Here is a 12,589-nt window from a genome sequence, read left to right on the forward strand (position 1 = left end):
ACCTGCATATCTCTAGCAGTCGCGAAAGCGAATGAGGTCGGCTGCCATGACGAAAGCTCTGCACTCGGAAGTGGGCGTAAGACCCTCAGCAATCAAACACCTCTCCACGCAGTCAGTGCCAGAGAGGGAGAGATTCGCCTACTGGATCGACGCGATCTGTCGGGTTTACGTTGGGCTTGACGGAGACACCACCGAAGACGCACAGCGTGTACATGGGGATGTTCGGGCGTGCTCTCTTGGACCGCTCGTAGTGACCGATTTATGTTCGAGCCAGTTGGTTGTACGCAGAACGCCATCGTTGATAAGTGCTAGCGCAGACGATTGTGTGTTGGTCCACGTGCAGCATCGCGGCAGTACTGTCATCGCGCAAGATAACCGTCAGTGCGTCCTCGGTCCTGGCGACTTCGCGATCTACGATAGCTCGCGTCCCTATGAACTTAGGTGCGACGCTGACGCTCACCACACCTTGGTCATACGACATCCGAAAGCCCAGTTGCTGCAGCATGTGGCCAACCTCGAGGATTTGACAGCGACCCTAATACCGGCCGGGCACCTCTCTTCACGCCTTTTGCACGAGATGCTTGCGGGAGTACTCGGAGGCGTTGAGGAACTCACGCCGGGTTCAGCGTCTAGCTTCGCGGAATCCATGACCTGCATGGCAGCTGCGGGACTACGCGGACTTCCAGCGGCTAATCAACGACGTGGTTCGAACCTATCGTCGTTCCATATCGCGCGCGTGAAGGCCTTCGTCAACGAGAACCTGAGAGACCCTGATCTCTCGGTGTGTAAGATTGCGGCCGCAATGCATATGTCGAGCGACCACCTGTCTCGACTTTTCCGACATGAACCGCTGCAGCTGTCACGCCTCATTGCGCGCTTGCGGCTTGAAGCTTGCCGCCGCGACCTCGTTGACCCGCGACTGAAAAACCACAGCATCAGTGAGATAGCTTTTGGCTGGGCCTTCAGTGACGCGGCGAATTTTAGTCGCGCATTCCGTGAACAGTTTGGGATGTCTCCTCGCGAGTGGAGGAGCGCGGGTCCGGACTGACCAGTCTGTAAGCGGTTTTGTCCCCGTCAACGTATGCCTCCGCGTGTCGTGTCTCCCGCATGCCCGAGGGCAAACTGCAAGGTCGGGTCGTGCTCTTCCGCTCGCCGCTTCATCTGCATTCGCATTCGATCGCTGATAGGTCCTACATGCCGGAGACGGACAAGAATCGTGTCTTTTGGCAACCAGATTCGGCCCTCTCCGGGCGCGTAAGCTGTCTCCCGTGCTTAAGCGAAGCACAGGTGTGTAAGTCGACTGTGATTTCTACAATTGAGGCGCGTGACAGAGATGAGTGAGACAAAAGCAAAGACGGGCCGTCGTCAGTTTCTCGGGACGGCGATTAGCGCGGCCGCTGCCCTTTCTGTGGCTGGACCGCGCCGAGCTTTCGCGGCAGACGACACAATCCGCATAGGCTACGTGTCACATAAAACGGGACCCTTCGCTCCTTTCGCCGAGGCAGATGACTTTGTCCTGGGCCAAGTTCGTAAAGCTGTCGCCGGCGGCGTGGTGATTTCTGGTAAGCGCTACAACGTGAAGATCATCGACCGGGACGACCAAAGTAACCCGGACCGCCAAGCAAACATCGCTGCGGACCTCATCAACAACGAGAACGTCGACCTCATGCTTGGGCAAGTGACCGCCGGCGTGGGACTAGCCCAGCAGTGTGAACTCAACGGGGTACCATGCGTCACGACGATGAGCCCGTGGCAAGCCTGGATGTTCCCTTTAAAGGGGAGTCCAGAGAAAGGCTTCAGCAACATATTTCATTTCTTCTGGGGTATCGACGACATCGGCAAGGTCTATCTCGATATCTGGAAGAACGTTCCCGGTAAGAAGGTAGTCGGCGTTCTGTTCGAGAACACCCTGCAAGGGGCCGCGATGGGAGACCCGAAGACAGGCTTCCCCGCGATGGCTGTCGCCGCGGGTTACAAAGTGGTCGACCTCGGAAGATTCGCGCCAGGAAGCGATGACTATTCGAACTACATCCAGGCCTTCAAGAAGGAAGGCGTGCAAATCGTCACGGGTGTTGTTTCGCCTCCTGACTGGGCGAGCTTTGTAAAACAATCGGCCCAGATGGGTCTTGCGCCGGCAGCGGAGACCGTGGCTAAAGCACTTCTTTTCCCGGCAGGCGTCGCGGCTTTGGGACAGAAAGCAAACGGCATGTCTACCGAGCTCTGGTGGTCGCCGGCTTACCCGTTTAAGAGCAGCCTGACTGGCGAAACGGCCCGGCAACTTGCCGACACATATCAAAGCGCGACTAAGAAGGCTTGGACTCAGCCGATCGGGCCAATGCACGCTTTGTTTGAAGTGGGGGTGCAAGCACTGAAATCAAGCGCAGACCCGAAAAATCCAAAGAAGGTCGTCGAGGCCGTGCGAAACCTGAAGATGGACACGATTGTCGGTCGAATCGACTTCCCGGGGAGCGGAGTCAAGAACGTTTCAAAAATGCGTGTGGTCGGCGGTCAATGGTTTGTCAATGACAAGGGAAGCCCTGAGATCTACATCACGACAAACGGAACGGCCCCGGAGATCCCAACCCAGAGGAAGTTTGAGCTGTTGAAGGCGTAAGGGCAGTCTCCACGTTTGGATCGCACTTGCTATTTGGGGGTATGGACGTGTTGCTAGAATTGCGAGACGTGCGTAAGAGTTTTGGCGCAACGCAAGTCATTAAGGGACTCAGCTTCTCGGTCAATACAGGCGAGTTCGTCGGCGTTATTGGTCCGAACGGGGCCGGAAAGTCGACGGCTTTCGGACTGATTGCTGGTCACCTTAGATCCGATACCGGAAGCATCCTCTTCGATGGAGACGACGTCACGTCGCTGGGCGCAGACGCGCGTTGCCGCGCGGGGATTGGTCGAACCTTTCAAGTGCCCCAGCCGTTCGCTGGGATGACAGTGTTTGAAAACGCGTTGGTCGCAGCGACGTATGGAGCTGAGCTAACTGGCCGCAAGGCTTCGTTCGCAGCACATGACGCAATTGATCGTTGTGGTTTATCTGATGTGCGTAGCAGCCCTGCGGGCAGTTTGACGCTTTTGCAGCGTAAGCGTTTGGAACTTGCCAGGGCACTGGCGACGTCGCCTCGTCTGTTGCTCCTGGACGAGGTTGGGGGCGGCCTAACGGACTCCGAGGTCGCCGAGTTGTTGCAACTTGTTCGGGGAATTCATTCGAGCGGAGTGACAGTCATTTGGATTGAGCACCTCGTCCATGCGCTCGTATCGGTAGCTGAACGACTCGTAGTGCTGACCGAAGGAAGTCTCTTGGCAGACGGTAAGCCGACTGATGTAATTAATAGCAAAATCGTGCGAGAGACCTATCTCGGAGAAGAACTAGCGATGGAAGAGGAAGTTCCTCCGCTGTCACCACCAAGTACAGTAGGAGGGGCGCATGCTGCGGATTAAAGGCCTCGACGCCTACTACGGGCTGTTCCAAGCGTTATTCGGCGTCGATTTTCAAGTGGCGCCTGGTGAGACCGTTGCGCTTATTGGCGCTAACGGCGCGGGGAAGACGACTCTGCTCCGCGCTATTGCCGGAGCACTGCACACTCCGAGCGAAAGCATGTTGCTCAATGGGTTGCCTGCCGGTGCTTCCACAGAAAAGCAACAGCTGGAGCGGGGCATTGCATTGGTGCCAGAGGGTAGACGCTTGTTCGCCAGCCTCTCGGTCAGAGAGAATCTCTTGCTTGGTGAACGTAATGGTCGGGTAGGTGAATGGACGACCAGGCGAATACTCGGCGAATTACCTGCGCTGGAGCCGCTCCTCGAACGTCCCGCGACCGCACTTTCCGGAGGCCAACAGCAACTGGTCGCTATCGCTCGTGCGTTGGTGTGCAACCCTTCCTATCTTTTATGCGATGAAGTGTCCCTTGGCTTGTCTCCACTTGCTGTCGGGGAAGTATATCGGCTGTTGGAGAAGGTAAGGCTCGCGGGAACAGCAATCGTTCTAGTCGAACAGAACGTGCAGCGCGCTTTAGTTGAGTCGGACCGGTACTTCTGCATACAGAAGGGACGTATTGTGCTTGAAGGAAACTCAGCGAACGCCGACTTTCATGCGGTTGCGGAAGCCTACTTTGGAGTTTGATATGAGCGCAACTGTAGAACTTGTCTCTAACGGCTTGATGCTTGGTGCCTTGTATGCCCTATTTGGGCTCGGCCTAAGCTTGACCGTTGGTGTGATGCGCATCATCAATATTGCGCACGGTGACTTCATCGTTCTTGGCGCGTACATTGCCAGTGTTGCTGTGACATCCCTTGGTATAAATGCGCTGTCATCGGTTGTCATTGTCGTGCCGATAATGGCTTGCATTGGATGGCTCCTTCAGAGACTACTTTTGAATCGAGTAATCAGTGGAGGGCCACTTTCGCCGCTGTTGGTGACATTTGGATTATCGGTTGTCTTGCAAAATCTGTTGCTGCAGTTTTTTACAGCGGATACGAAGAGCCTTCCCTCGGGCACCCTAGGATTAGCTGGTGTTCAAGTCGGTGATATTTCGTTTGGCGTTCTTCCGCTAGTTATCACCGGCGTCAGCGTCGTCGTCTACGCTGGCACGAACGCGCTTGTAACGCGGACTCATTGGGGACGGCAAGCACGCGCAGTTGCAGATGACCCGATTACGGCCCGCCTGATAGGGGTGAACGACAAGAAGTTCTTTGCGCTCGTTGCAGCATTCACCATGGGTGTGGTTGGTTTCGCATCTGTGTTGTATGGGATTCGTACTCCCTTCACCCCGACCGCTGGTCCAGAGCGTCTTCTTTTCGCATTTGAGGCGGTCGTTCTCGGTGGCGTGGGGCAGTTGTGGGGCACGTTCATCGGCGGATTGATCATTGGCCTTGCCCAGGTCGTAGGGGCGCATGTGAGCTCAGGCCTAGGACCTATGTTTGGGCACTTGATATTCCTCGTGGCATTAATCACTCGACCAGAGGGAATTTTCAAAGCCCCGGCACGCTAAACAAGCGGCGTTTTAATAGAAGGAATTCCTCAAATGAGCGATAAAGAGATACCCTTGCGCCGGGCCGAAATATCCGAGCGCCGGCCGTCAGCGTCGAAGCTCTCCATAGCGATAGCTAAGTGGTCAGTCGCGGTATTGATAACACTCGCACTCGCGCTTCTTCCTTATTATGCGAGTTTCGGGACACTGCGGCTGTCGGTTGAGATTTTGACCGTTTTTGCTGTGGCGCTAGCGTGGAACCTCCTTGCTGGATATGGTGGACTCGTCGCGGTAGGTCAGCATGCTTTTATTGGCCTCGGGGCGTACACCCTTTTCGCTGTCTCGAACCAGTTCGGTGTCAATCCGTGGGTGACGTTGCCTATCGCGGGTTTGGCAAGCGCGGCATTCGCGCTCCTGAGTGCTTGGCCAATGTTTCGCTTGTCAGGGCCAAACTTCGCCGTCGGGACCTGGGTGCTCGCTGAGGTACTACGTATCGGCGCTCAGAACTGCGATTGGCTCGGTGGCAGCGGTGGCCTCCCCCTCATGGCAATGCGCGAGTTTAGCCGCGAGACCCGCAACTTCGGCGCTTACTGGGCAGCGTTGGCAATAGGAATCGGCTCGCTTTGGGGCGCTCGGCATATCCTGAGAGGCAAGCTCGGGCTAGGGTTAATGAGCGTCCGCGACTCCGCCGCCGCGGCGCAAGCGAGCGGCGTGCCCATTTACCGGGTGAAACTCCTGCTGTGGGTTATAGCCGGAACTATCACCGGGCTAGCAGGCGCCGTCGCATATATGAGCACGCTACAAGTTACGCCCGACGCCAGCTTTGGTTTGCAATGGACGGCGGAAGCCATCTTCATAACGATTCTCGGCGGTCTTGGAACTCTTGAGGGTCCCATTATCGGGACGGTGATTTACTTCGCCTTAAGGGAGGCAACTGCGGGGTACGGAACTTGGTATTTCGTTGGCCTTGGAACGCTGGCGATCGTCACCATGCTCATCGCTCCCGGCGGGGCTTGGAGTCTTATTGCACGCCGGTGGTCCTTGGACCTGTTTTCAGTTCGACGGCGCGCCGACTAGTCACCGGAAAACGCAATGCAAGCTGATGGCTGCAACCGCCGAATCCCGGCGACGGAAGTGACGGTAGGCCGACGATTGATGGACGCGCATGCAACTTGAAAATGCGCAAGCGCGGGCGCCATGTTCGTCAACGTGGCTGCGCGTCAGTTCACGCGAATTGCATGATTACGGCGCGAGCGGTGTGCATGTTGGCGACTGGTGCGATTGGCGGCTTTTCGACCCTGTTGTCATCAGGGGGACCTGTCCGGCATTGTCCGGGTGAGGCATAGCATGAAACGTAAAATCTCACGGATATACCGGTGACGAAGAAACGCTCGGTAAGTTCACGCAGCGGCCACAGGGCCGTCTGCCTGAACCGCCTAGGGCGCTGCTGGACGAACTGGTAAAGGGGCCGACAACGCCGGCCCACGTGCAGGATCTGATACTGGCGTTCAATAAAGCGGTCATCGGACGCAAATGAGTGCCGAGATGCAACCGCACCCGGGAGTATCCGTCAGCTTACGTCCGGACGCGACGACGAAGTGGTGCTGTTCAATGAAAGCGGCACGACGCCACCACTGCGGCGCGCCGGCAAGCAGGGACTCGCGCCCACAGCATCGGTTTGATGCCGCGGATCAACCCCTACTGGTCATCAAGGAAAATATGCGGGAATCGGTGAAGTCGCAGATACGAGTGAGGTCACTGCATGGTTCACTACCCAGCGACTCGATCGTAGACATTGTCGACGGCACAAACCGGTTGCCCCAAAGGCGCTGAATAGCCGTGATGATGTTTGCTCGCCGGCCGCGCAAGAGACGAGTCTTGATCTCATCGGTATCTCTCTCCGACACTAATATATTGAGAGGCCGCGCCGAAATTTATCGTTCCGGTCGAGGCTCAGAAACTGCTGAGAAACGGTCGGCACCAGAGGACGAAGATTTTGGAGTACGGCATTGAGTTGAACGCGCCAAGGCTTGATCCAACTTCGAGGCGAAAGACCGTGGGCTGAATCTGTAGCTTCCGATACTGCGGAAGTGCTCCTTGAGAAATGTTCGGCACGTCTCGTTGGCACCTTGCGAAGAGGACGTAGTAGCAACGTAGTAAGTGCGAAACAGGCGGTCCGGACTTCCGTTTTTTATCGATGCGTGAGCTGCACTACGTAAGACATCGGTCCTCGCAGCCAGTAACCGGTCACAGGTCCAATATTGATCGTCCCAAGCAGTCATTTTCGACTGGTCGCTCGTCGCACAACACCTAGATAGTTAATAAGGCGCTCGTGCTTGCTTGACGGCGGCGATGATGGTCCTGGCGCAAGGATGCAGTTTGCAGACGACGGCGAGGTCTCAGCAATCTGGGGAAGTCGAATACCTCAAGAACACCAGCACGATGCGCTTCAAACAGCGCCGCCTCACCACCGCCTTTATGCGGCGCGTCGAAGTAAATCGCGCAGCAACGATTCCGAATGCGCTCGCACTGGACGCGATTGATGTCGCCGCGCTCAACGGCGGCGAAGCGCTGGCGCTTGGGGTGAATCACAGTCGACTCGGAAGTGCTCGGCGGCGATCAGCTCAAGTTTAGGATCTCGCGAGCCTGGGCTGCTGTTGCGACAGGGCGACCATACTCCTGGCATAGATCGGCAACTTGTCGTACAAGCGCGGCATTGGACGGGGCGAGCGTATTCTTGTCCATCCGTACATTGTCCTCTAATCCGGTGCGGCAGTGCCCCCCAAGCTCAAGAGACCAGCGAGCCATCGTCAGTTGATCGCGGCCAATGCCGGCTCCGGTCCACGTCGCATCGGGCGAAAGCCGCTTGAGCGTATGAACGTAGAATTCAAGCACTTCGCGATCGACCGGCATTGCGTTCTTGATGCCCATCACAAACTGAATGTGCAGAGGACCAACAATCGCTTCCGCCTTTTGCATAGCTGCGGCCTGGAAGATCATCGACAAGTCAAAGGCCTCCACTTCCGGCTTGACGCCGTAGGCTTTCATTTCGGCAGCGAGCCAGTTGACCAAGTCCGGCGGATTGTCATAGACCCGGGTTGGAAAGTTGACCGAGCCGGTTGCCAGGGATGCCATGTCAGGCCGTAGGCATAGCATGGCCCCTCTCTCATTGCCCGCCCCGGAGCGACCGCCGGTTGACACCTGGGTGATCATGCCCGGCGCATACTTTCGAATGCCTTCCAGCAGTAGGGCGAAACGATCGGGATTTGACGTAGGAGTTTCGTCATCGTTGCGGACGTGGAGATGGACAAGGGTCGCCCCTGCTTCGAATGCCGCCTGAGTCGATTCAACCTGCTCGTTCACCGTGATCGGCACAGCCGGATTATCTTTTTTGCGCGGCAGTGATCCAGTAATCGCAACAGAAATGATGCAGGGAATGTTCATGCTCAATTTCACTAGGAGTGAGGTAGGACACAGTCGCGCATCTGACTGCGGCGACCCTGAATGCAGTATTGAAGAGTAAGGCTGTTGAACTCAAACAACCGTCTGTTCCTTCTGAAGGACACTTCGAGCGCGAAGAGTTCCGTAGCCGCTGAAAACCGTCCGGTTTCGCTTACATACGTTCTAGCTCCAATTGAAATCAAGGCCAGACGCCAGGGCCTGTAGAGCTTTCGAGCAGCGCGGTCACTTTGCAGGGCGTTTCCCGATCTCTGTCGTGCCGTTCCTGATCGCAACATGCGTAGACATGCAAACGACGCACGCTGCCCTACGCGACGCGTGGCCGGTACCGGGATCCGGCGAAGCCGGCCCGGCCACGAACCTCGTAGTGCCGTCGCGCGTCAAAGTAAGCGCTGAAACGAGACACCTGTCTTCGTCGCCTTTGCAGAGCGTCGCGAACGACCGTGTTCACGGCACGACGAAGGTCTCTGTTATCGTCACCGTTGATTGATCATAAAGCGGTCGAAATAGGAAGAGACTTCGTCATGCCCATCCAACGGCAGTACGTCAGCGATGTATTGGTCGGGTCGAACCACAATCATTGCTCCCTTCTCGCGATCAACACCGCGCATGTCGAAAATATCCGCGCCACTTTTGAGGTCAGGTGCAAACGCCTTCTCGTAGTCGATTAGGTTGAACGGTCCCTTGCGCGGTAGCAGGATCGGCTGCAACTCCTCGACCTTAATGTCGCGGTGGCCTTGCTGGTAGATGGCGCGCACGTCGATCACGCTGTCGATGTCGGTGTCCTTCGGGGTAAAGCGGAGCACCGGTGAATTGGGCGATGTCCACAAAAAGTCCAGCAGCGCGCGCAGTTTCTTTCCCTCAGCGTCGGCGAAAGCGTAGATGCGAAAAGCGCCGTCAGCGCGCGCGGCGTGTCCTAAGTGAACCGGCTTTGCGTCGGCCACGCGAATCACCGGGGCGGAATGGAAGCGCATGCCTACCGTAAAGCCCGTGCCGAGACTCTGGTGCGCGGCAGCGCCAGTGAGACAGGTGGACTCTGCCGGATATTGCGTGGCTACGCCTGCTGTGTACCGTCCCGACTTGACGAAATACGCCTCGAGGTGTTCAGGTTCTACCCCATCGGGATGCTCGGCGTCTTTGGGCGGCGAGGCCATGATCTTCGACCATTCCTTGTCAAAATCAATGAGACCCTTGCCAACAGCGTGGCGCTCCAACGTGTAAGTTTGTAGCAACTCGGGTTTGGCGCGTTCTTCGAGCACGGCAGCGAGCTTCCAGCCGAGGTTGAACGTATCCTGCATTGAGACATTCATCCCTTGTCCGGCCTTCGCACTGTGCGTATGACACGCGTCGCCAGCCAAGAATACGCGCGGTTCCCGCTGGCCGCGCTCATTCTCAGGCACGTCGTCGAAACGGTCGGTCACGCGCTGGCCGACTTGGTACACGGCAAACCATGCCACGCTGCGCACGTCCAGCGTGTAAGGGCGTAGCACGCGCTGCGCCACGGCGATCACGTCCTGTTGGGTGAAGTTGCGGAATGCGTCGCGATTATCGGGATTGATTTCGCCCATGTCCACATACAAGCGTACCAGGTAGCCGCCTTCGCGTGGAATGAGCAGAATGTTTCCGTGGTCGGCCGACTGGATGGCGGCCTTGAGCCGAATGTCCGGAAAGTTAGTTTCCGCCAGCATGTCCACTACGCCCCACGCGTGGTTGGCGAAATCGCCCACAGGAACGGCGCCGATGGCGTCCCGTACCTTGCTGCGAGCACCATCGCAGCCGACTACGTACTTGGCGCGCACGGTCTTGACCGCCCCGCTGGCCACATCGCGCAGCGTGACGATGACCGGAAAATCGCCCGAGCTTTCCACTTCCAGGGACTCGAACTCGAGGCCATAGGCGCATTCCAACCTGGAGGGCGAGCGACGCATGTAGTCCAGCAGATGCTGCTGCAACCGGGCCTGGTTGACGATGAGGTGCGGGAACTCGGATAGCCCATCTTCCACGTCTGGGACGCGGCCGGTACGCACGATCTTCGTACGGTCGCTCGGGTCCGGGCGCCAGAACACGGTCTCGTTGACCCAGTAGGCCTCCCGCACGAGCTTTTCACTTAGCCCGAATGCCTCAAACATTTCTACAGTGCGGCACGCTACACCGTCGGCTTGGCCCAATTCCAGTGGACCGCTGCGACGCTCCACCAGACCTACGCTGATGTTGCGAAAGGTTGAGAGTTGCGCGGCTAGCAACGCGCCGGCTGGGCCACTTCCGATCACCAGCACATCGAGCGCCTCAGGAAGTTGCGCCCTGCGGACGTCAGGGTCGCCAGGAACATAGCCGTCGAGATAGAATTGCATTTCGTTTGATATCCTAAAAAGTCTTGACTTTTTCCAGAAGAGGCAACATCTTCCGCGCTTGTCTTGTTGTGATACTTACCGTGGACGGTGTTGTTCGCATGCTACGTTTGCCGCAACAAAGCCTGAAGGGTGTGGCGCTTTTACCCCTGTCCTTTATTCAGATTCGGGGCGAGCTACCAGAATGGTGAGCACAGTGCCAAGCACGCCCAGGCTGGCCAGCACGTAAAAGATAGTTTCGAGAGGGAAGCCGCCGCCAGCTAGATAGCCGCCCAGCATTGGGCCGGCAACACCGCCAAGGCGGCCGAAGCCCGCGCACCAAGCCACACCGGCACCTCGGCAGTTGGCCCGATAGTACGTGGCGACGAAGCCGTAGAGCAACGTCTGCGTGCCGCTGGTACCCAGCCCCACAATGGCGACAATCGCCAGCAGCACGCCGATATTGGCCCCCAGCGTTAGCAGATAAATTGAGAGGGCGCCGATGGCGAAGCAGACCGCGACTACCGGCTTCGGATTGAAGCGGTCAGCTACCTTGGAAGCGAGCAGCGCGCCGATCACCGCGCCAGCGTTGAGAACGACAAGGAAAGACAGGGAACCCTTTGCATTGAAGCCGGCACGCAGCATCAGTTCCGGTAGCCAAGTGTTCAGCGCGTACACCAGTGTGAGACCGGTGGCGCTTGCTAATCCAAGCAACAGTGTCGGTAGCGCATAGTAGGAGAACAGCCCCAGCCAGCCGGCCCGGATGTGCGCCACGCTCGCTGAAGTTGCAGGCGCAGAGTGTGTCGCTTGCGGAATTTGCACGCCGGTGCGGGCGGCAATCTCACGAGCCTCGTCAAGGCGGTCGCGAGAAACCAACCATGCGACCGACTCGGGCATCTTGAAATATGCCAGCGGCAGCAACGTGACGAGCGGCAAGGCACCGATCCAGAACAAGCCGCGCCATCCAATGTGTCCGAGAAGCAGAATGGCCACCAGGGCCGCTAGCAGGCTACCGAGGGGCACCCCGGAATACACGATAGCCACACACAAATTCTTTTTTCCCTTGGGCGCAAATTCGGACACGATGGCGCCAGTGGTCGCGACCAGCGCACCCACGCCCAAGCCGGTAAAAAAGCGCATCGCGCCGAAGCTGGCTACCGTCGTCATAGCTGCGGTGATAGCCATTCCGACCGAAAACCAGGCGTAAGCAAATAGCATCACCTTGCGGCGGCCGATATAGTCGGCAACGGTTCCGGCCAAAAGCGCCCCAACCAGCACCCCAAAGAGAGCATAGCTGCCAAGTTGGCCAGCGGTGACCGGGGTGACCGTGCCGATCTGCGAAGGATCCCGCAAGAAGGTCGATACCACGGCCCCATAGACGACCAAATCGTAGCCGTCGAATATCAGACCGAACAAGGCAAGGGCCACAATCCAAATCACGGTACGCAAATGCTTGGCTTCACGCTCGGCTTCAGGGGCCGTCGGCATGGGGACTGTGCTCGATCTGGTGACGGGCATAATGTAGATGTCCTAATTCTGCAGACTTGAATCAATCTGGGAAGTTAATCGGTAACGTCGCCAACTTCGTCGTTACGGCTACACACTCCCAGATACCTTGTACTCGATCGCGTCCCGCCCACTTCGTCGTCGACACCTTCAGTGGCGGCTTGTCAGGAGTCGACGATGGATCGCTGGAAAGAAGCGTTTCTACCGTCGAGGATGCGGGTGACCGCAGCTGCGCCGTGATCTGTCCAGCCGCAGGCTCCCTCGCCTTGAGTCGGACCTGATAGTTCACCGGTAATGAGATGCGTTCGAGCGCGCCGTTTGCTCTCT

General features: G+C 57.5%; 10 protein-coding genes and 1 pseudogene. 7 read left to right on the forward strand and 4 right to left on the reverse strand.

Going from position 1 to position 12,589, the window contains the following annotated elements; all coding sequences use genetic code 11:
* The first annotated feature begins 46 nt into the window (after positions 1–46).
* The 7 genes and pseudogenes from AWB77_RS37460 to AWB77_RS37465 all read left to right on the forward strand — a co-directional run.
* The gene (locus AWB77_RS37460; RefSeq protein ID WP_063936528.1) at positions 47–1,048 is read left to right on the forward strand and encodes an AraC-like ligand-binding domain-containing protein; all 1,002 of its coding nucleotides are present in this window, start codon (positions 47–49) and stop codon (positions 1,046–1,048) included.
* A gap of 285 nt (positions 1,049–1,333) precedes the next feature.
* Complete coding sequence (locus tag AWB77_RS19275) at positions 1,334–2,614, forward strand: ABC transporter substrate-binding protein (protein WP_061136037.1); 1,281 nt, start codon at positions 1,334–1,336, stop codon at positions 2,612–2,614.
* A 41-nt stretch (positions 2,615–2,655) separates the two neighbouring features.
* A complete protein-coding gene (locus AWB77_RS19280) occupies positions 2,656–3,444 on the forward strand; it encodes an ABC transporter ATP-binding protein (RefSeq protein WP_061136038.1) in 789 nt (262 codons plus the stop codon).
* On the forward strand, positions 3,431–4,123 hold the full coding sequence (locus AWB77_RS19285; protein WP_061136039.1) for an ABC transporter ATP-binding protein: 693 nt from the start codon (positions 3,431–3,433) through the stop codon (positions 4,121–4,123). Before AWB77_RS19280 ends, AWB77_RS19285 begins: the two co-directional genes overlap by 14 nt.
* Before the next feature lies 1 nt (position 4,124).
* Positions 4,125–4,991, forward strand: coding sequence for a branched-chain amino acid ABC transporter permease (locus AWB77_RS19290; protein ID WP_061136040.1), 867 nt, complete (start codon positions 4,125–4,127; stop codon positions 4,989–4,991).
* A gap of 33 nt (positions 4,992–5,024) precedes the next feature.
* Positions 5,025–6,047 (forward strand): branched-chain amino acid ABC transporter permease, encoded by a 1,023-nt coding sequence (locus AWB77_RS19295; RefSeq protein ID WP_063936522.1) that lies wholly within the window; start codon positions 5,025–5,027, stop codon positions 6,045–6,047.
* 346 nt (positions 6,048–6,393) lie between these two features.
* Positions 6,394–6,533 (forward strand): annotated as a pseudogene (locus AWB77_RS37465) (IS256 family transposase); the annotation flags it as partial.
* Positions 6,534–7,280: 747 nt separating this feature from the next.
* Here the strand turns inward: AWB77_RS37465 and AWB77_RS35890 are convergent.
* The 4 genes from AWB77_RS35890 to AWB77_RS19310 form a co-directional block, all read right to left on the reverse strand.
* Positions 7,281–7,562, reverse strand: a complete 282-nt coding sequence (locus tag AWB77_RS35890) for a hypothetical protein (RefSeq protein ID WP_157694843.1) — start codon at positions 7,560–7,562, stop codon at positions 7,281–7,283.
* A gap of 27 nt (positions 7,563–7,589) precedes the next feature.
* A complete protein-coding gene (locus AWB77_RS19300) occupies positions 7,590–8,414 on the reverse strand; it encodes a 3-oxoadipate:acetyl-CoA acetyltransferase (RefSeq protein WP_061136041.1) in 825 nt (274 codons plus the stop codon).
* A gap of 491 nt (positions 8,415–8,905) precedes the next feature.
* Positions 8,906–10,780, reverse strand: coding sequence for an FAD-binding monooxygenase (locus tag AWB77_RS19305; RefSeq protein ID WP_061136042.1), 1,875 nt, complete (start codon positions 10,778–10,780; stop codon positions 8,906–8,908).
* 153 nt (positions 10,781–10,933) lie between these two features.
* Positions 10,934–12,244 carry an MFS transporter gene (locus tag AWB77_RS19310; protein ID WP_061136086.1) on the reverse strand — a complete coding sequence of 437 codons (1,311 nt, stop codon included), beginning with the start codon at positions 12,242–12,244 and terminating at the stop codon, positions 10,934–10,936.
* Between the last annotated feature and the right edge of the window lie 345 nt (positions 12,245–12,589).

Origin of the sequence: Caballeronia fortuita (genome assembly GCF_001544835.2) — a bacterium.
Classification (GTDB): domain Bacteria; phylum Pseudomonadota; class Gammaproteobacteria; order Burkholderiales; family Burkholderiaceae; genus Caballeronia; species Caballeronia fortuita.